This window comes from Enterobacter chuandaensis, assembly GCF_003594915.1.
Lineage (GTDB): Bacteria > Pseudomonadota > Gammaproteobacteria > Enterobacterales > Enterobacteriaceae > Enterobacter > Enterobacter chuandaensis.
This window is the reverse complement of the sequence record NZ_QZCS01000001.1, coordinates 406,107-423,968: the sequence shown is the minus strand read 5'-3', so window position 1 is coordinate 423,968 and position 17,862 is coordinate 406,107. Positions and strand designations below refer to the sequence as shown.

19 protein-coding genes are annotated in these 17,862 nt (G+C 62.0%); 12 read left to right on the top strand and 7 right to left on the bottom strand.

The genetic code is table 11. The annotated features are described in order from the left end of the window. Window positions 1-174 precede the first annotated feature (174 nt). Both uraD and uraH read left to right on the top strand, forming a co-directional pair. Window positions 175-675, top strand: coding sequence for a 2-oxo-4-hydroxy-4-carboxy-5-ureidoimidazoline decarboxylase (uraD, locus tag D5066_RS02210; RefSeq protein WP_119914914.1), 501 nt, complete (start codon window positions 175-177; stop codon window positions 673-675). Beyond that, on the top strand, window positions 672-995 hold the full coding sequence (uraH, locus tag D5066_RS02205; protein ID WP_119914913.1) for a hydroxyisourate hydrolase: 324 nt from the start codon (window positions 672-674) through the stop codon (window positions 993-995). The genes uraD and uraH overlap by 4 nt, the downstream gene beginning before the upstream one ends. Here uraH and guaD read toward each other — a convergent pair. Next, the gene (gene guaD, locus D5066_RS02200) at window positions 975-2,291 is read right to left on the bottom strand and encodes a guanine deaminase (RefSeq protein WP_119914912.1); all 1,317 of its coding nucleotides are present in this window, start codon (window positions 2,289-2,291) and stop codon (window positions 975-977) included. The two genes, uraH and guaD, sit on opposite strands and share 21 nt — an antisense overlap. Continuing rightward, entirely contained in the window at window positions 2,291-3,799 is a 1,509-nt protein-coding gene (locus D5066_RS02195; RefSeq protein WP_119914911.1) for an NCS1 family nucleobase:cation symporter-1, read from the bottom strand. Before D5066_RS02195 ends, guaD begins: the two co-directional genes overlap by 1 nt. A 144-nt stretch (window positions 3,800-3,943) precedes the next feature. On the opposite strand from D5066_RS02195, the gene D5066_RS02190 reads away from it, so the two are divergent. Genes D5066_RS02190 through puuE form a run of 3 tightly spaced genes read left to right on the top strand, consistent with a single transcriptional unit; the run spans window position 3,944 to window position 6,351 of the window. Then, window positions 3,944-4,660, top strand: a complete 717-nt coding sequence (locus D5066_RS02190; protein WP_119914910.1) for a GntR family transcriptional regulator — start codon at window positions 3,944-3,946, stop codon at window positions 4,658-4,660. Beyond that, window positions 4,660-5,403, top strand: coding sequence for an allantoin racemase (hpxA, locus tag D5066_RS02185; RefSeq protein ID WP_119914909.1), 744 nt, complete (start codon window positions 4,660-4,662; stop codon window positions 5,401-5,403). Before D5066_RS02190 ends, hpxA begins: the two co-directional genes overlap by 1 nt. A 15-nt stretch (window positions 5,404-5,418) precedes the next feature. Beyond that, complete coding sequence (gene puuE / locus D5066_RS02180) at window positions 5,419-6,351, top strand: allantoinase PuuE (protein ID WP_119914908.1); 933 nt, start codon at window positions 5,419-5,421, stop codon at window positions 6,349-6,351. A gap of 48 nt (window positions 6,352-6,399) precedes the next feature. Here the strand turns inward: puuE and hpxZ are convergent, their stop codons facing one another. The 4 genes from hpxZ to hpxW are packed head-to-tail and all read right to left on the bottom strand — an operon-like array spanning window position 6,400 to window position 9,959. After that, window positions 6,400-6,786 (bottom strand): oxalurate catabolism protein HpxZ, encoded by a 387-nt coding sequence (hpxZ, locus tag D5066_RS02175; RefSeq protein ID WP_119914907.1) that lies wholly within the window; start codon window positions 6,784-6,786, stop codon window positions 6,400-6,402. Beyond that, on the bottom strand, window positions 6,783-8,180 hold the full coding sequence (locus D5066_RS02170) for an AtzE family amidohydrolase (RefSeq protein ID WP_119914906.1): 1,398 nt from the start codon (window positions 8,178-8,180) through the stop codon (window positions 6,783-6,785). The genes hpxZ and D5066_RS02170 overlap by 4 nt, the downstream gene beginning before the upstream one ends. After that, window positions 8,177-8,365, bottom strand: a complete 189-nt coding sequence (gene hpxX, locus D5066_RS02165; protein WP_080327617.1) for an oxalurate catabolism protein HpxX — start codon at window positions 8,363-8,365, stop codon at window positions 8,177-8,179. The genes D5066_RS02170 and hpxX overlap by 4 nt, the downstream gene beginning before the upstream one ends. A gap of 10 nt (window positions 8,366-8,375) precedes the next feature. After that, entirely contained in the window at window positions 8,376-9,959 is a 1,584-nt protein-coding gene (gene hpxW, locus D5066_RS02160; RefSeq protein ID WP_119914905.1) for an oxamate amidohydrolase, read from the bottom strand. A gap of 143 nt (window positions 9,960-10,102) precedes the next feature. Between hpxW and hpxU the strand changes: the two genes are divergently transcribed. From hpxU to hpxK, 7 genes are all read left to right on the top strand, one after another. Next, complete coding sequence (hpxU, locus tag D5066_RS02155) at window positions 10,103-10,942, top strand: MurR/RpiR family transcriptional regulator HpxU (protein WP_010429427.1); 840 nt, start codon at window positions 10,103-10,105, stop codon at window positions 10,940-10,942. Between the two features lie 191 nt (window positions 10,943-11,133). Then, window positions 11,134-11,916, top strand: coding sequence for a transporter substrate-binding domain-containing protein (locus D5066_RS02150; protein WP_119914904.1), 783 nt, complete (start codon window positions 11,134-11,136; stop codon window positions 11,914-11,916). Between the two features lie 4 nt (window positions 11,917-11,920). After that, complete coding sequence (locus D5066_RS02145; protein WP_119914903.1) at window positions 11,921-12,586, top strand: amino acid ABC transporter permease; 666 nt, start codon at window positions 11,921-11,923, stop codon at window positions 12,584-12,586. Then, window positions 12,586-13,242 (top strand): amino acid ABC transporter permease, encoded by a 657-nt coding sequence (locus D5066_RS02140; protein WP_165853322.1) that lies wholly within the window; start codon window positions 12,586-12,588, stop codon window positions 13,240-13,242. The genes D5066_RS02145 and D5066_RS02140 overlap by 1 nt, the downstream gene beginning before the upstream one ends. Beyond that, the gene (locus tag D5066_RS02135) at window positions 13,223-13,960 is read left to right on the top strand and encodes an amino acid ABC transporter ATP-binding protein (RefSeq protein WP_119914901.1); all 738 of its coding nucleotides are present in this window, start codon (window positions 13,223-13,225) and stop codon (window positions 13,958-13,960) included. Before D5066_RS02140 ends, D5066_RS02135 begins: the two co-directional genes overlap by 20 nt. 13 nt (window positions 13,961-13,973) lie before the next feature. Continuing rightward, window positions 13,974-15,215 (top strand): pyridoxal-phosphate-dependent aminotransferase family protein, encoded by a 1,242-nt coding sequence (locus tag D5066_RS02130; RefSeq protein WP_119914900.1) that lies wholly within the window; start codon window positions 13,974-13,976, stop codon window positions 15,213-15,215. Beyond that, window positions 15,212-16,450, top strand: a complete 1,239-nt coding sequence (gene hpxK / locus D5066_RS02125; protein ID WP_119914899.1) for an allantoate amidohydrolase — start codon at window positions 15,212-15,214, stop codon at window positions 16,448-16,450. Before D5066_RS02130 ends, hpxK begins: the two co-directional genes overlap by 4 nt. On the opposite strand, the gene D5066_RS02120 is transcribed toward hpxK, so the two are convergent. Next, entirely contained in the window at window positions 16,447-17,562 is a 1,116-nt protein-coding gene (locus tag D5066_RS02120) for an ABC transporter ATP-binding protein (RefSeq protein ID WP_119914898.1), read from the bottom strand. The two genes, hpxK and D5066_RS02120, sit on opposite strands and share 4 nt — an antisense overlap. Window positions 17,563-17,862 lie beyond the last annotated feature (300 nt).

Below are 17,862 nucleotides of genomic sequence, written 5' to 3'. Positions count from 1 at the left end.
AAACGGCGTTGTGAGAGGTGAGTGTGCACTGCTAAGGTGCGCAAACGCGGTGAACATGCCTTTTTTTGAATCAATAATTTCCTGTTCAGCCATACAGAATCGACCGTTTCACACTGCCCACAAGAGTGGCGTGGTTTGTGCAACAGCCCGGAGGATGACAATAAAGGAGACACCATGATCGCACTGCACGACTTCAATCATCTTCCTGAGAAAGAGGCTCTCGCGCTGCTCCATCCCTGCGTGGCGCTCCCCGACTGGGCTAAGGCGCTGGCTCACGGGCGGCCTTACGCCAGCCGGGACGAATTGTTCAGCACGGCAAACGCGCTGACGCAAAATTGGGACGAAGCGGCATTAACGCAAGCATTGAGCGCGCACCCGCGCATCGGGGAAAAGCCTGCGGGTTCAGGGACGGAGGCGGCGCTGTCGCGTCAGGAACAGGGCGCGGTGAATGAAAGCGATGCGGCGCTTGCCCAGGCGCTGCGCGAGGGCAACGCCCGCTACGAGGCCCGCTTCGGACGCGTCTTTCTTATCCGCGCGAAGGGCCGTAGCGGCGAGGACATTTTACAGATACTGAACGCGCGGCTGGCGAACAGCGACGCGCAGGAAATCCGTGCCGCGCTGGAACAGTTGCGGGAAATTACGTTACTACGGCTGGAAGGAGTCATTAGCGAATGAGCACACTCAGCACCCATATTCTCGATATCTCGACGGGTAAACCCGCAGAGGGCGTGACGGTTCATCTCGAACGGGAGGGCGAAATCGTGGCGACGGGTGTGACCAACGCGCAGGGCCGCATCGCCGCATTCGTTCCCTCTCTGTCCGCTGGCCGTTACCGGCTGGTAGCGGAGATCGGCGCGTGGTTTCGCGACACCGGCCGGGAGACGATCTACCCCTGCGCGCAAATTGATTTTGTGACGGGAGAAGCGGCAGACGAGCATTTCCATCTGCCGTTTGTGATTGCGCCCGGCGGGTGGTCAACCTACCGGGGCAGTTGACCACACCCGCTCGCCGTTGACCCAGGTCTCGCTGATGTTGCGCTCGTCGCCCAAAGTCATCAGCACAAAAAGCTGCTCATAGATATCCTGACAGCGGCGATTGCGCAGGCGCTGCAGCGGCGTTACGTCAGGGTCGATAACCACGAAATCCGCCTCTTTGCCGGGCGCGAAGTTGCCAATCTTATCGTCCAGCCGGAGCGCGTGCGCGCCGCCCAGCGTGGCGTGATAAAACGCTTCGCAGGCGCGCAGGCGGTAGCTCTGAAGCTGGCCGACCTTGTAGGCCTCACCCAGGGTGCGCAGCATGCTGAAGGTGGTGCCCGCACCGACGTCGGTGCCGATGCCCATCCGCACCTTGTGCTGCCAGCAGGCGGGCAGGCGAAACAGCCCGCTGCCGAGAAACAGGTTCGAGGTGGGGCAAAACGCCACCGCCGAACCGGTGTCATGCAGGCACTGCCACTCGCTGTGGTGAAGATGAATCGCGTGGGCAAACACGCTGCGCTCGCCGGTCAGGCCGTAGTGGTGATAGACGTCCAGATAGCGCTCGTGCTCCGGCCAGAGGTCGCTCACCCAGGCCACTTCGTTGGGGTTTTCGCTCAGGTGGGTCTGCATCCAGGTATCCGGGAACTCCTCTCTGAGCAGGCTGACCGCGGCAAGCAGTTCCGGTGATGAGGTCGGGGCAAAGCGCGGCGTAATGGCGTAGCCCAGGCGTCCACGGTGATGCCAGCGCTGGATCAGCGCCCGCGTCTGCCGGTAGCTCTGTTTTGCGTCTTCGGTCAGATAGTCCGGCGCGTGCCGGTCCATCATTACCTTTCCGGCGATAAGGCGCATGTTGAGGCGCAGAGCTTCGGTAAACAGCGCCTCGACCGATTCCGGATGCAGTGTGCAAAACACCAGCGCGGTGGTGGTGCCGTTGCTCACCAGCTGCTGAATGAAAAATTCGGCGATCTCTTTCGCGTAGGCTTCATCGGCAAACTGGCTCTCCACCGGGAAGGTGTAGGTGGTCAGCCACTCCAGCAACTGTTCGCCAAAAGCGCCGATCATCTCCGTTTGCGGGTAATGAACGTGGGTGTCGACAAAACCGGGCAGCAGCAGCCTGCCGCGCAGGTCCGTGTAGCCTTTGTGGGGGTCGAGATACTGCTCGCCCTCCTGCCACGCCGTGTGCGCCAGAATTTTTCCGTTCTGGATAAACAGCAGTCCGTCCTCAAGGTAGCGCGCGTGGTCGGCAATCAGGTCTGCGCTGTCGCAGACCTGGGTAATATCGAAAAATGCACCACGAAGTGCCGTCTGATACTCCATTACGGCTCCTGCCTGATGGCTTGTGTGGTCTCGCGTGAGCCGAACTGAACGCTGGTCGACAGGTCGCGCTCATCCCGCGCCAGCCAGCGGTAGGTCACGCCGCCGAGGAAGACGCCGATAAACCAGCTGAAGTTCGCTACCTCATGCAGGGCCGGGATAAAGCCAATCACCAGCCCCACGGCAACGGACGGGATCAGCGCGCCAATGGCCTTTGGGTTAAAGCCGTTGCGGTACCAGTATTTGCCCTTTGGCGTGTCGTCGAACAGATCGTCTACCGACACCTTGCCGCGCTTAATCAGGTAGAAATCGGCAATCAGAATGCCGAACAGCGGGCCGATAAACGCCCCGAGCACGTCGAGGGTGTAGTGGATAAGCTCCGGCGAGTTGAACAGGTTCCACGGGGTGAGCAGGATCGAGCCGACGGCGGCAATCATGCCCCCGGTGCGGAAGCTGATCTTCTGCGGCGAGCAGTTAGAGAAATCAAACGCCGGTGAGACGAAGTTCGCGACGATGTTGATCCCGATGGTGGCGGTGATCATCGTCAGCAGGCCAATCGCCACGGCCAGATCGTTACCCACGCGGCTGACGGTCTCGATCGGGTCGGTGATCATGCGGCCAAACAGCGACTGGGTGCCGGAGACAATCACCACGGTGACGATGGAGAACAGCAGGAAGTTAAACGGCAGCCCCCAGCGGTTACCGCGGCGGATCTCGCCCATGCTTTTGCCGTAGCGGGAGAAGTCACCAAAGTTGAGCAGCGGGCCGGAGAAGTACGAAACCACCAGCGCGGTCGCGGTGATCATCTGCCAGGTCTGCTCGCCCGCGCTCAGGGATTTGCTGGCGAGGGTGAAGGAGATCCCGTCAAGACCGGTCTTGTATACAATCCAGCCTGCGAGGGCCAGCATCACCACATAGACCGCCGGGCCGGCGATATCAATAAAGCGCTTAATGGCGCTCATACCGTGCCAGAAGACCATCGCCTGGAGAACCCACATGATGGCAAAGCAGATCCAGCCCAGCGGCGACAGACCCAGGAAGGCACCGGTGGTAAGGCTCGCCAGAGAAGGCCAGAACTTCAGCACCACCAGCATCAGCGCGTTGGCGGCAAGCCAGGTCTGAATGCCGTACCACGCAAAGGCGATAAGCCCCCGGATCACCGCCGGAATATTGGCCCCGAAAACGCCAAACGCCTGACGGCTGATCACCGCGTAGGGCACGCCCGCCATCTGGCTCGGTTTGGCCACCAGGTTGGCGCAAAGCTGCACAATGCAGATCCCCACCAGCAGGCAGAGCAGCACCTGCCAGCTTGCCAGTCCGAGCGTAAAGAAGCTCGCGGCAACAACATAACCCCCCATGCTGTGAACGTCCGACATCCAGAAAGAAAAAATGTTGTACCAGCTCCAGTTCTGGTCACGCGTGGGTGCCAGATCCTCATTGCAAAGACGTGGGCTGTAAACCGCACCGGAATCAGCGGCCGTACCTTGCTGCGCGTTTTGACTGTTTGGCATGAATCCTGCTCCTGTGTATGAAAACCCGTTGAGTGGGAATACAAACGGTGTTGCAGGATTCAGGCCAAAATAATAAATCTTGTATGCAATATTTTATTTTTATGTATACGATTCGATAACGAAAGGTAAAAGATGGAGTGGTAAATGAACATCGTAAACGCCCTGCAGACCGCGCCAGATCTGCATGACAAAGACGAATCGATCTTTCAGGCGCTGATGACCGCGATTGTCGAACATCAGCTGCTGCCGGGGAGCAAATTGCCGGAAGAGGCGCTGGCCGAGGTCTTTGGCGTGAGCCGCACGGGCATCCGTAAGGTGCTGCAGCGACTCGCCGCTGTGCAAATGGTCACCCTGACGCCCAAACGTGGTGCACACGTTGCCAGCCCGACGGTGGAAGAGGCGCAGCACATCTTCCGCACCCGCGCCCTGCTGGAGGTCGCTAACCTGCCGGATGTGCTGGCGCACTGCCAGCCGCCGCACCTTGCCGCGCTGGAGGCCATTATTCGCCAGGAGCAGCAGGCGCACGAGGCGTACGACGGCCCGGCGGCGATTCGCCACTCCGCCAATTTCCACATTCAGCTGCAGGCCATCTCCGGCAACCAGGTGCTGACGGAGATGGTGACCGGCCTGAGCCAGCGCTCGTCGCTGGTGATTGCCACCTGGGGTGCGCCGTGGCGTCAGGGCTGCCGCTGCAACGATCACGAACAGCTTGTGGATCTGCTGCGCCAGAAGGCGCTCCAGCCGCTCAGCGATGCCTTAATGCACCATTTTGAACATATCGTCGCCAGCCTCTGCTTCGAGCGGGCGGGCGAGTGCCTGCCTGATTTTGCCCGGCTGTTTGCCGGCCACAAGGAGTCGTAATGTCCTCTGTCTGTATACAAGTGATCAATCCCAATACCAGCCTCGCGATGACGGAAACCATCGGCGCGGCGGCCCGCGCGGTGGCGGCACCGGGCACGGAGATCCTCGCGGTCTGCCCGGGCGCGGGCGTGCCGTCTATCGAGGGCCACTTTGATGAAGCCATCGCCGCCGTGGGGGTTCTCGAACAGGTCAGGCTCGGCAGAGAGCAGGGCGTGCACGGTCACGTTATCGCCTGCTTTGGCGATCCGGGCCTGCTGGCGGCGCGCGAGCTGGCGCAGGGGCCGGTAGTCGGCATTGCGGAAGCCGCCATGCATATGGCGACGCTGGTGGCGACGCGCTTTTCGGTGGTCACCACGCTGCCGCGCACGCTGATTATTGCCCGCCATCTGCTGCACCAGTATGGCTTTCAGGACAAGTGCGCGGCGCTGCACGCTATCGATCTCCCGGTGCTGGCGCTGGAAGACGGCAGCGGTCTGGCGCAGGAAAAATTGCGCGCGGGCTGTATACAGGCGCTAAAAGAGGACGGCTGCGGCGCTATCGTGCTCGGCTGCGGCGGCATGGCGACCCTGGCCCAGGAGCTGACCCGCGAGCTGCGCGTGCCGGTCATTGACGGCGTCAGCGCGGCGGTGAAGATGGTGGAATCGCTGGTGGCGCTGGGGCTCTCGACCAGCAAGCACGGGGATCTGGCCTTCCCGGAGAAAAAAGCGTTAAGCGGACATTTTCAGGCACTGAATTCATTTTAATTTTGGGGGGTGGCAATGGGGCTTTTTGAACAGGATTACCCGCGGGATCTGCGCGGCTACGCGGGCAACCCGCCGCACGCGCGGTGGCCGAATCAGGCGCGCATCGCCGTGCAGTTTGTGCTCAATTATGAGGAAGGGGCGGAAAACCACGTTCTGCACGGCGATGCCGGATCCGAGCAGTTCCTGTCGGACATCATCGGCGCGGCCAGCTACCCGGATAAACACATGTCGATGGACTCCCTCTACGAATACGGCAGCCGCGCCGGGTTCTGGCGGATCCACGGTGAATTTCAAAAGCGCGGCCTGCCGCTGACGGTCTTTGGCGTGGCGATGGCGCTGGCGCGTCATCCGGAGATCGTTGAGGCGATTAAGGCGGCGGATTACGACGTGGTCAGCCACGGCTGGCGCTGGATCCACTATCAGCACATGGACATCAGCCAGGAGCGCGACCACCTGCATAAGGCGGTGCACGCGCTGACCGATCTGTTCGGCAAGCCGCCGACGGGCTGGTACACCGGGCGCGACAGCCCCAATACCCGCCAGCTGGTGGTGGAGCACGGCGGCTTTGACTACGACAGCGACTACTACGGCGACGATCTGCCCTTCTGGACGGAAGTGGCCTGCGGCGACGGCACCCGCAAACCGCACCTGATTGTGCCCTACACGCTGGATGCGAACGACATGCGCTTCGCGACCGCGCAGGGGTTTAACACCGCCGAGCAGTTTTATACGTACCTGAAGGACAGCTTTGACGTGCTGTACGAAGAGGGGGAAAGCGCGCCGAAAATGATGTCCATCGGCATGCACTGCCGCCTGCTGGGTCGGCCGGGGCGTTTCCGCGCGCTGCAGCGGTTCCTGGATTACGTGCAGCAGCATGAGCGGGTGTGGGTCTGTACCCGCCAGCAGATTGCTGACCACTGGCGGGAGGTGCATCCGTTTCAGAAATAAGCGTCCCGTGTTTAGCCGGGTGGCGGCTGCGCCTTACCCGGCCTACGACTACGACATCAAACTCACCTGCGCCGCCACGATACGCCACCCGTACGCAAACCGCACCCACGTCTGCTGCTGGCGGCCAATGCGTTCTGTGCTCTCCCGGGTAAACTCGGTGCTGCACACGGCATAATCCTCCCCGAAGGTGGTGATGACGGTGTGGCGCAACGTCCGATGTAACCCGGCGGACGGGCGCGCCGCGCGAAAGGCGCGGATTTCATCGATCCCGTACAGGTTTTCACCCGCCCCCAGACGCACCGTGTTTTTGTCGTGCCAGAACAGCTCGTCCAGGACGGCAACGTTGTTGCTCACCAGCGCGTCTTCATAGCGGTAAAACGCGGCGGTCACCCCGGCAACCACCCACGGCAGGTTAATGTCATCATGATTTATCATGCTGCAACCTCCGCCGGACGGGCATCGGTGATGCCGCTCTCTTCCAGCACGCGCGCGACGCGCAGGCAGGCCTGCTCGTTAAACGGCGCGGCAATCAGCTGCAGGCCAATCGGCGCACCCTGGGCGGTACGCAGCGGAACGGTGGTCACAGGCAGGCCTAAAAATGAAATCGGCTGGGTCAGCATTCCCATGCTGGCGCGGATGGGGAGCGGCTGACCGTTAATCTCCATGGTTTGCTCGCCGATCCGCGTGGCGCTGCGCGGCGTCGCGGGGGCGATCAGCACGTCGGCCTGGGCAAACAGCGCCTGAAACCCCTGCCGCGCCTGCGCGCGGAACCGCTGGGCCTGAATATACCAGGCGGAGGGGATCATCGCCCCGGCCAGCAGGCGCTCGCGAGAGTGCGGCTCAAAACGCTCAGGCTCGCGGCGAAGCGCGGGCAGATACTGATTTCCCCCTTCGGAGGCGCTGATGATGAAAGCCGCCGAGCGCGCCAGCTCGGCATCCGGGAACTGCAGCTCATCATGCACGTCGAGCGCCTTCGCCACCCGCGCCACGGCGTCTCTGGCCTGTGCGTCGCACCAGGTGGTGAAGTAGCCGCCAAGCACCGCGCAGCGCAGGCCGTCAAGGCCGCGATCGAGCAGGGGGCGTGTCTGCTCGCGCGAGCTCTCGGCCTGAAAACCGTCGCTGCTGTCCCGGCCCTGCAGCGCGTCGTATACGGACGCCAGGTCGCACACCCTGCGGGCAAAGGGGCCGATATGATCCAGGCTCGCGACAAACGGATGGCTGCCGGATCGCGACAGGCGGCCAAAGGTGGGCTTCAGGCCATAGATGCCGCACAGGGAGGCCGGAACGCGAACCGACCCGTTGGTGTCGGTGCCAAGCGAAAAGTGCACCAGCCCGGCGGCCACGGCGGCGGCTGAACCGCCGGAGGAGCCGCCCGCAATGCGCGTCAGGTCGTGCGGGTTACGCGTCGCGCCGTAGTGGCTGTTCTCGGTGGTAAAGCCGTAGGCGTAGGCGTCCATATTCACCATGCCTGACAGCAGCCCGCCCGCGCTGCGCAGCTGGCGTACCGCGAAGCTGTCAGCAGCCGCGGCGGGGCGCTGGCTGAACAGCTCTGCGCCCGCAAGGGTGGTATGTCCGGCAACGTCGAACAGGTTTTTCACCGCGTAGGGCACGCCCGCCAGCGGTGGCAGGGGGCGCTTTTCGCGGCGCAGGGTGTCGATGTTCTCGGCCTCGGCGAGCATGCGTGCTTCCGTCACGGTGGTCCAGGCGTTGATCTGCGGATTAACGCGTCCAATCGCCTCCAGCGTCTGGCGGGCAATCTCATGGGCGCTCAGCTCGCCCGCGCTCAGCGCCTGTTGAATGTCGCTGATACTCATCTCGTGTAGCGTCATGCTTTATACACTCCTGCGATCTCCAGACGGTCGTCGAGCGGCAGCGCCATCAGTGGGGCGGCCAGGGTAGCAATGCGGCTGAACTGTAACTGCAGCTCGGCGCGACGGTCATCGTCCAGCTCTACGCCGAGCACTGACTCCATTTGCGCCAGGTATGCTGGCCAGTCGGGTTGTACGTTGTTCATTATTCTCTCCTCAGAATCCGGCGGCCGCGCCGTTGCTACGCGGGTCAAACGCCCCTTCAAACAGCCCGTTGGGATGGCGAACGATCGCCCCCGCGTGGCCCATCGCTTCGCTAAAGTCCGGGAAGCATTCGACCTCATGCCCCCTCGCCCGCAGTTCAGCGACCGTCTCAGCGCTAAAGCGTCCTTCCAGTTTTAAGGTGTCCGAGGTTTGTCCCCAGGTGCGCCCCAGCAGCCAGCGCGGGCGGGAAATGCTTTCCTGCAACGGCACGCCCTGAACCACGTAGCGGGTAAAGAGCGCGGCCTGAGTTTGCGGCTGTCCGTCACCGCCCATCGATCCGTAGACCATCACTCGCCCGTCCTTAAGACGCGCCGCCGCCGGGTTAAGGGTATGGAAAGGCTGTTTGCCCGGCGCGAGGGCCAGAAGATGAGCGGGGTCGAGGCTGAATGATGCGCCCCGGTTCTGCCAGACGATGCCGGTGTCGGGCAGCACCACGCCGCTGCCGAACTCGTGATAAATACTCTGGATAAACGACACGGCGAGTCCGCTGTTATCCATTACCCCCATCCACACCGTATCGCCGGGGCCTTTTCCGGTGCCCCACGGTGCGGCGCGGCCGTCGTCAACCCTGTCGGCAAGCGCCTGCAGGGCGGTGGGATCCAGCAGACCCTGAATATCGGTTTTCAGCTCGCGCGGGTCGGTGATGTGGGCATCGCGCAGGCTAAAGGCCAGCTTGGTGGCTTCAACGATGCGGTGAATGGTGTCCGCGTCGTCGGCCTCCGCCATATTCAGGCGGTCGGTGATGCCGAGTATCGCCAGCGAGACCAGCCCCTGCGTCGGCGGGGCGTGGTTAAAAATCTCCCCCTGCTGATGCTGCAGCTTCAGCGGCACGGTGCGCCGGGCAGCGTGTGCGTGTAAGTCAGCCAGCGTCACGGGCAGGCCCAGCGTTTCCATGCCGTGCGCCAGCACGTCCGCCAGCGGGCCGCGATAAAAGCTGTCCAGACCGTCCTCTGCCAGGCGCGTCAGGGTTGAGGCCATGGCGGGCTGGTAAAAAAGGCTGCCTACCTGCGGCGGCTTACCGTCCACCAGCCAGGTTTCCGCGAAGCCTGGCACGTCCTTCAGTTCGTCGAATTTGCTGGCCGTGGCATGGGCCTGTGAGGCCGTGACCGGCGTGCCGTTCTGCGCATAGTCGATTGCGTCAGCCAGCAGGCGGGCCAGCGGCAGCGACTTGCCGCTCATCTCGCGGGAGACCTTCAGCGCCTCGTCCCAGCCGCTCACCGTGCCGGCGACGGTCAGCGCCGCCTGCGGTCCGCGATGGGGGATATGCGCCAGCCCGTCGTAGGCGGCAAGCGTTGCGCGCGAGCCCGCTGCGCCGCTGGCGTCAATGGCGATGGGGTCGCCTTCCGGCGGCACGATAAGCCAGAAACCATCGCCGCCCAGCCCGTTCATGTGCGGGTAAACCACTGCGACGGTGGCCGCCGCCGCGACCATCGCTTCTATCGCGGTGCCGCCTTCGCGCAGCACTGCCAGCGCGCTCTGGCTGGCAAGATGGTGGGGCGCAACGGCCATGCCGTGCGTGGAGACATTGCTTTGCATGAGAAGTCCTCGTAACTTTGAAAGTCACAAGGTGCTGCAAAAGCTGTTCCAGTTCTGAAAGAAAAGTTTCAGTAAACTGGCACGTATAATGAATAGCTGTAATAAAAGGTAGAATGTGATGAAACAAAAGTTACAGAGGCGCTATGGAACAACTGGATGAACGTCTGAAAGCACAGTACCCGTCGCTGTCGCCACAGGAGCAGCGGGTGGCGGATTTTATTTTCGATCATTTTGACGATCTTATCAGCTACAACAGCGCCGAGCTGGCGCAGCTGAGCGGGGTGTCGAAAGCCACGGTCAGCCGTCTGTTTAAGCGTCTGGGCTATGAGAAATATAAGGACATGCGCGACGAGCTGCGCACCCTGCGCCAGAGCGGGATGCCGCTCACCGATAATCGCGACGCGGTGCAGGGCAATACGCTGCTGGCGCGCCACTACAAGCAGGAGATGGCGAACCTGACCCAGTGGGTCAATGCCCTCGACGCGCAGCAGTTTGCCGACGCCATGGCCTGCATGGTCAAGGCGCGGCGCATCGTCATTATCGGCATGCGTAACGCCTATCCGGCGGCGCTGCACCTGCGCCAGCAGCTGCTGCAGGCGCGCGGTCAGGTGCTGGTCCTGCCGCAGCCGGGGCAGAGCCTGAGCGAGGAGCTGGTGGATTTAACGCCGGAGGATCTGGTGGTGATGATGGCCTTTCGCCGCCGCCCGCGCATCATCCGCCCGCTGATGCAGCAGCTTCAGAGCAGCGGTATTCCGGTGCTGCTGATGTGCGAGCCGCAGGCGCACAGCCTGTTTCCGCTGGCGAGCTGGCAGCTCTGCGCCCCGCTGGACAGCGTCTCCGCCTACGACAGCTATTCCTCGGTCAACAGCCTGATCAACCTGCTGGCAAACGCCTTCCTGCATGAAATTCTTGATAAAGGCCGTCCGCGCATTCACGACATTGCCTCCCTCTACCAGCAGCTGGACGAACTCGAACAGCGATAATGGGGCATCAGGCTGGTGCTTTGCATTGAAATGGTGCAGTTGACGGGGCGGAGAAACGCACGTTTTTTCGACCCGCCCGCGTTTTATCAGGCTTCACAACAATATTTCCCGCTTCGCCTTATCTGGCACATTAGTTGCAAAATCACATTCAAAGAATCTTTTGTTTCATGTTAACGTTACGGGGAAGCACCATGAAAAAATTGTTGATTGCACTGGCCGGGGCCGCCTGCCTCTTCACACATCTGCCGGCAAAGGCTGACCAGCTCCAGGATATCGAGAAGCGCGGCACTATCCGCATTGCCGTGCCGCAGGACTTCCCGCCGTTTGGCTCGGTGGGGACCGATCTGCAGCCGCAGGGCTACGACATCGATATGGCGCGCTATCTGGCCAAACAGATGAAGCTCAAGCTTCAGCTGGTGCCGGTGACCAGCGCCAACCGCGTGCCGTACCTGCAAACCGATAAGGTGGATCTGGTCATTTCAAGCCTCGGTAAAAACCCGGAGCGCGAGAAGGTGATCGACTTCAGCCGCGCCTACGCGCCGTTCTTCCTCGGCGTGTTTGGTCCGAAAGGCGCCGAGCTGAAAGACGCCGCCGCGCTGAGCGGAAAAACCATCGGCGTGACGCGCGGGGCGGTGGAGGACATGGTGCTGACCGGCCTGGCGCCGAAAGACGCCAACGTGAAGCGCTACGAAGATAACAACACCACGCTCTCCGCCTACCTGTCGGGACAGGTGCAGTACGTGGCAACCGGCAACCTCGTGGTGGCGGCCATTTCGCGGCAGAACGCGGCTAAAGCCCCGGTGCCGAGCTTTATGCTGAAAGACTCGCCGTGCTTTATTGGTCTGAAGAAAAACGAACCGGCCCTGAAGGCAAAAGTGGACGCGCTGATTGAGCAGGGCATTAAGGACGGCACGCTGAACGGCCTGTCCGAGCAGTGGCTGAAGGCTCCGCTGCCGGCCAACCTTGGCGCCTGAGCCGATGACGGAGCAACTTGATTTTTCCGCGCTCTGGCCGCACTGGCCGGAGCTGCTGGCGGGGCTGTGGGTCACTATTCAGCTGACGGTGATGGCGACCGTGGGCGGCCTGGCGACAGGCATTTTCGGGGCGGCGATCCGCAGCGCGCGCCCAACGTGGTACAGCCGGATCTGGGGCGCGTACGTGGAGATCATCCGCAACACGCCGTTTGTGGTGCAGCTGTTTTTCATCGTCTTCGGCCTGCCGAACCTGGGGCTGAAGATGACGGCGGGGGAAGCGGCGCTGCTGGCCATGGTGGTGAACCTCGGCGCGTACAGCACCGAGATTATCCGCGCGGGCATTCAGGTCACGCCGAAAGGGCAGTGGGAAGCCGGACGCGTGCTGGGCCTGACCCGCCTGCAGACCTTTATTCGCGTGGTGCTGCCGCCCGCGCTGCAGCGCATTTACCCGGCGCTGGTGAGCCAGTGCATCATCGTGATGCTCGGCTCGTCGGTGGTGTCGCAGGTCTCGTATGAAGAGCTGACCTTCGCCGCCAACCTGATCCAGTCCAGAACGTTTCTGAGCTTTGAGGTTTATCTGGTGACAACCGGCATTTACTTAGCGCTGTCGATTACTCTGCGCCAGCTGATGATGGCGGCAGGACGCAAATGGCTGGGGGGGCAGGCATGATGACCACCTTTACCGACTGGGACATTATTCGCAACCTGCTGCTGGCCGGGCGCTGGACGGTGCTGTTGGCGCTGGTGGCGTTCGTCGGCGGCGCGGCGGTGACGCTGCCGCTCCTGCTGCTGCGCCTGACGGGCGGGCGCGCGGTGAGGCGCATTATCCGCGGCTATATCGAGCTGTTTCAGGGCACGCCGCTGCTGATGCAGCTGTTCCTGGCCTTCTTTGGCGTGGCGCTGTTCGGCATCGACGTTTCGCCGTGGACCGCCGCCTCGCTGGCGTTAACCTTCTACACCAGCGCGTTTCTGCTCGACATCTGGTTTGGCAGTATTCGCGCCTTGCCAAAAGGGCAGTGGGAAGCGTCGCGCTGTCTGGGGCTGACCTTTGGCCAGACCCTGTTTCGCGTGGTCGCCCCGCAGGCGCTGCGCATCGGCATCGCCCCGACGGTCGGTTTTGCCGTGCAGGTGATCAAAGGCACTGCGCTGGCGTCGATCATCGGCTTTATCGAGCTGACCAAGGCCGGGACGATGCTGACCAACGTGACGTATCAGCCGTTTAAGGTCTTTGCGCTGGTGGCGCTCGGCTACTTTATTCTGTGTTATCCGCTGTCGCGCTACAGCCGCTATCTGGAGACGAAATTCAATGCCTCTCATCACCATTAATCAGGTGCAGAAGTACTACGGCGAAAACCACGTGCTCAAGGGCGTCGATCTGGATATCGACATGGGCCAGGTGATCTCGATTATCGGGCGCAGCGGGTCGGGCAAAAGCACGCTGCTGCGCTGCATCAACGGGCTGGAAGGGTATCAGGACGGCAGCATCAAGCTGGGCGGCATGACCATTACCGACCGGGATTCTCAGGCGCGTGAAATCAGCCGCTCGGTCGGGATGGTGTTCCAGAGCTTCAACCTGTTCCCGCACATGACGGCGCTGGAAAACGTGATGCTCGCCCCGCGTCGGGTGCTGAAGAAAAGCGCCGCCGAATGCCGGGCGCTGGCGCAGCAGATGCTGGAGAAGGTTGGTCTCGGTGACCGTCTGGATTACTACCCGTCGAGCCTCTCCGGCGGCCAGCAGCAGCGCGTGGCGATTGCCCGCGCGCTGGCGATGTCGCCTAAAGTATTACTGTGTGACGAGATCACCTCCGCGCTCGACCCGGAGCTGGTGGGCGAAGTGCTCAGGGTGCTGGAGCAGCTGGCGGCCGAAGGGATGACGCTGATACTTGTTACCCATGAAATGAATTTCGCCCGCGAAGTGGGCGACCGCGTGGTGTTTATGCACCAGGGGAAAGTCTGGGAGCAGGGCGACAGCAAAACGCTGTTCGCCAACCCGCAGACCACCGAACTGAAGCAGTTCATCTCCTCCGTGCGCGGCCTCAACTGATAAGGACTTAACAATGGATATCGCACATTTTCCGCAAATCAACCCGCCCCAGCGCCTGCTGATGGGGCCGGGCCCGATCAACGCCGACCCGCGCGTGCTGCGCGCCATGTCGAGCCAGCTGATCGGCCAGTACGATCCGGCCATGACCCACTACATGAACGAGGTGATGGCGCTCTACCGCGGGGTGTTTCGCACCGAAAACCGCTGGACGATGCTGGTGGACGGCACCTCCCGCGCGGGGATTGAAGCGATTCTGGTCTCCGCCATTCGCCCGGGAGATAAGGTGCTGGTGCCGGTCTTTGGCCGCTTTGGTCATCTGCTGTGCGAAATAGCCCGCCGCTGCCGCGCGGAGGTGCATACCATCGAGGTGCCGTGGGGCGAGGTGTTTACCCCGGACCAGGTGGAGGAGGCCATCAAGCGTATTCGTCCGCGCCTGCTGCTGACCGTGCAGGGGGACACCTCCACCACCATGCTGCAGCCGCTGGCGGAGCTTGGTGACATCTGCCGCCGCTACGACGTGCTGTTTTATACCGATGCCACGGCCTCGCTCGGCGGTAACGCGCTGGAGACCGACGCCTGGGGGCTGGATGCGGTGTCGGCCGGGATGCAGAAGTGCCTCGGCGGCCCGTCGGGCACGTCGCCGATCACTCTGAGCGCGCGAATGGAGGAAGCGATCCGCCGCCGCAAATGCGTTGAGGAGGGCATTCGCACCGACGCCCACCGCGACGGCGACGAGGAGATGATCTACTCCAACTACTTCGATCTCGGCATGGTGATGGATTACTGGGGGCCGGAGCGGCTGAACCACCACACCGAAGCCACGACCGCGCTGTTTGGCGCCCGGGAATGCGCGCGGCTGATCCTGCAGGAAGGGCTGGACAACGGCATCGCCCGGCACAAGCTGCACGGCGATGCGCTGCTGAAGGGCATTCAGGCGATGGGGCTGGAGACCTTTGGCGATCTGAAGCACAAGATGAACAACGTGCTGGGGGTGGTGATCCCGCAGGGCGTTAACGGCGATCAGGTGCGCAAGCTGATGCTGGAGGATTTCGGGATTGAAATCGGCACCTCGTTTGGCCCGCTGCACGGCAAGGTGTGGCGCATTGGCACCATGGGCTATAACGCGCGCAAGGACTGCGTGATGACCACCCTGAGCGCCCTGGAGTCGGGGCTGAACTACCTGAAGTTCACTACCACGCAGGGGGCGGCGATGCAGGCCGCGTGGGACCACTATCGCCGCGAGACGCCGCAATGAGCCCGGCGGCAGAACGGGTGATGGCGCGCGCCGACGCGCTGGCCGCCATCAGCGAAACCCCGGATGCGCTGACCCGGGTCTATCTCTCTCCCCAGCATCTGCAGGCCAACCAACTGGTGGGGCAGTGGATGCGCCAGGCGGGAATGACCGTCTGGCAGGACAGCGTGGGCAACATCTGCGGGCGCTACGAAGGCGCGCAGGAAGGGGCGCAGGCGGTACTGCTCGGCTCGCATCTGGATACCGTGCGCAACGCCGGGCGCTACGACGGCATGCTCGGGGTGCTCACCGCGATTGAGGTAGTGGACAGCCTCCATCAGCAGGGTGTGCATCTGGCGCAGGCCATTGAGATTGTCGGGTTTGGCGATGAAGAGGGCACCCGCTTCGGCATTACGCTGTTAGGCAGCCGGGGGCTGACGGGCACCTGGCCGCAGGGCTGGCTGGAGACGTGTGATGCCAGCGGCATCAGCGTGGCGCAGGCGATGGTGCAGGCGGGGCTGGATCCCGCCCGCGTGGCGCTGGCGGCACGCCATCAGGACGATTTCAGCGCCTGTCTGGAACTGCATATCGAACAGGGACCGTGTCTGGAACAGGAAGGGCTCGCGCTTGGCGTGGTGGAAGCCATTAACGGTGCGCGCCGCCTGAGCTGTCGCTTCACCGGCGAGGCCGGACATGCGGGAACCGTGCCGATGCTCCACCGCAGAGACGCGCTGGCCGCCGCCGCCGAGTGGATGGTTATCATCGAAAACGCGACCCGACAGCAGGGCGGTAACCTGGTGGCGACGGTTGGTAAGCTGCGCTGCCTGCCGGGAGCGGTGAACGTGATCCCCGGCGAGGTTCAGCTTTCACTGGATATTCGCGGCCCGCAGGATGGCCCGCTTGACGCGCTGCTCGCGGAACTGCTGTCGCAGGCGCAAACCATTGCCGCTCGACGCGGGCTGAGCTTCAGCGCCGAGGAGTTTTACCGTATCGCCGCCACGCCGTGCGATGCGCGTTTGCAGGATCTGCTGGGGCAGGCCATTGAATCGATGCAGGGGCGCTCAACATCGCTGCCGAGCGGTGCCGGGCATGACACCATCGCGCTGGCAGAACGCTGGCCGGTCGGCATGCTGTTCGTGCGCTGCAAAGGGGGCGTCAGCCACCATCCGGCGGAATCGGTGATGGCTGAGGATGTTGCCCTGGCGATTGAGGCGTTTGGGCGGGCGGTGAGAACGCTGGCCGACGGAGGTGCGCGTTAAGCCACCGAACGCACCGCTTCTTCAATATCCGCGCTCACCCGGACATCCTGCTCGTCAAAGACCATGCAGTGACGCTCGTCAAACGCCACGTCTATCTTCTGCCAGGGCGCGAACTTAACGTCGCCCGGCAGCAAGATTTTGACGTTGTCGTGGCCATAACACTGGCCAAACAGATAGGTGTTGTTCCCGAGTCGTTCAACCACTTCGCAGTGAAACTCCAGCGGTGTGCCCAGGCGAAGGTCAGTGGTTAAATGTTCCGGACGGATGCCCAGCGTAACCTGACTGCCCGGCTGCAGCGGCGTGGTGGTCACGGCGAGCGTCAGTGACTTCTGTTGCGACAATCTCACCGTCAACGCGCCCGGCTGCCATGCTTCAACCGTGGCCGGCATGAAGTTCATCTTCGGCGAGCCGATAAAACCGGCCACGAATCTGTTCACCGGCTTGTAGTAGAGATCCATCGGCGCGCCCATCTGCTCCACTTTGCCGTAATTCATCACCACAATTTTATCGGCCAGCGTCATGGCCTCAATCTGGTCGTGGGTGACATACACCATGGTGGTTTTCAGCTCCTGGTGCAGGCGAGCGAGGTGCAGGCGCATCTCCACGCGCAGTTCGGCATCCAGGTTGGAAAGCGGCTCATCGAACATAAAGACGCGCGGGTTACGGACGATAGCGCGGCCAATCGCGACGCGCTGGCGCTGGCCGCCGGAGAGCTGTTTGGGTTTGCGATCCAGCAGGTGAGAAAGCTGCAGCGTTTTGGCGACCATCTCGACCTGGTGGCGGATCTGATCTTTCGGCACTTTATTCACCTTCAGCCCATAGCCCATGTTTTCGGCCACCGTCATGTGCGGATAGAGCGCGTAGGACTGAAAGACCATCGCCACACCCCGATGGGAAGGGGCGATGTCGTTCATCACCTCGTTACCGATCAGCACTTCACCCTCGCTTATCTCCTCCAGCCCGGCAATCATGCGCAGCATTGTGGATTTGCCACAGCCTGAAGGCCCAACGAATACGGCAAACTCTCCGTCCTCAATATCAAGATTAACGTTGTGGAGCGTGACGGTGTCGCCAAAGCGCTTGGTGACATTCCTCAATTGTATGTTCGACATCAGTGTTCCCCAGGTAAACCGCCGATTATGTTTTACGTATAACAATGGTGTTCAACGTGGCCGGACGGTGCAATTTGTCTGCCTTGACTATAACTTCCAGCATTCATGCGCCCTATACAGATATTTCATTAATGTTATGACGATCACACAACTTACAGTTTTTTGTAGAGTTATCATGATGTGGAGGGTAGCGTATAACAAACCAAAGGCATTTGGTGTCAGACGTACAACGCCAGTTTTATCAGGATATATAACGGGGTTTGCGGGGCATTAAATGCAATAACAACCATAAAATTGTTA

Bases quoted from the DNA above. Each gene is read 5' to 3' on its own strand.
- uraD (WP_119914914.1), top strand. From the start codon at position 175: ATGATCGCACTGCACGACTTCAATCATCTTCCTGAGAAAGAGGCTCTC.
- uraH (WP_119914913.1), top strand. From the start codon at position 672: ATGAGCACACTCAGCACCCATATTCTCGATATCTCGACGGGTAAACCC.
- guaD (WP_119914912.1), bottom strand. From the start codon at position 2,291: ATGGAGTATCAGACGGCACTTCGTGGTGCATTTTTCGATATTACCCAG.
- D5066_RS02195 (WP_119914911.1), bottom strand. From the start codon at position 3,799: ATGCCAAACAGTCAAAACGCGCAGCAAGGTACGGCCGCTGATTCCGGT.
- D5066_RS02190 (WP_119914910.1), top strand. From the start codon at position 3,944: ATGAACATCGTAAACGCCCTGCAGACCGCGCCAGATCTGCATGACAAA.
- hpxA (WP_119914909.1), top strand. From the start codon at position 4,660: ATGTCCTCTGTCTGTATACAAGTGATCAATCCCAATACCAGCCTCGCG.
- puuE (WP_119914908.1), top strand. From the start codon at position 5,419: ATGGGGCTTTTTGAACAGGATTACCCGCGGGATCTGCGCGGCTACGCG.
- hpxZ (WP_119914907.1), bottom strand. From the start codon at position 6,786: ATGATAAATCATGATGACATTAACCTGCCGTGGGTGGTTGCCGGGGTG.
- D5066_RS02170 (WP_119914906.1), bottom strand. From the start codon at position 8,180: ATGACGCTACACGAGATGAGTATCAGCGACATTCAACAGGCGCTGAGC.
- hpxX (WP_080327617.1), bottom strand. From the start codon at position 8,365: ATGAACAACGTACAACCCGACTGGCCAGCATACCTGGCGCAAATGGAG.
- hpxW (WP_119914905.1), bottom strand. From the start codon at position 9,959: ATGCAAAGCAATGTCTCCACGCACGGCATGGCCGTTGCGCCCCACCAT.
- hpxU (WP_010429427.1), top strand. From the start codon at position 10,103: ATGGAACAACTGGATGAACGTCTGAAAGCACAGTACCCGTCGCTGTCG.
- D5066_RS02150 (WP_119914904.1), top strand. From the start codon at position 11,134: ATGAAAAAATTGTTGATTGCACTGGCCGGGGCCGCCTGCCTCTTCACA.
- D5066_RS02145 (WP_119914903.1), top strand. From the start codon at position 11,921: ATGACGGAGCAACTTGATTTTTCCGCGCTCTGGCCGCACTGGCCGGAG.
- D5066_RS02140 (WP_165853322.1), top strand. From the start codon at position 12,586: ATGACCACCTTTACCGACTGGGACATTATTCGCAACCTGCTGCTGGCC.
- D5066_RS02135 (WP_119914901.1), top strand. From the start codon at position 13,223: ATGCCTCTCATCACCATTAATCAGGTGCAGAAGTACTACGGCGAAAAC.
- D5066_RS02130 (WP_119914900.1), top strand. From the start codon at position 13,974: ATGGATATCGCACATTTTCCGCAAATCAACCCGCCCCAGCGCCTGCTG.
- hpxK (WP_119914899.1), top strand. From the start codon at position 15,212: ATGAGCCCGGCGGCAGAACGGGTGATGGCGCGCGCCGACGCGCTGGCC.
- D5066_RS02120 (WP_119914898.1), bottom strand. From the start codon at position 17,562: ATGTCGAACATACAATTGAGGAATGTCACCAAGCGCTTTGGCGACACC.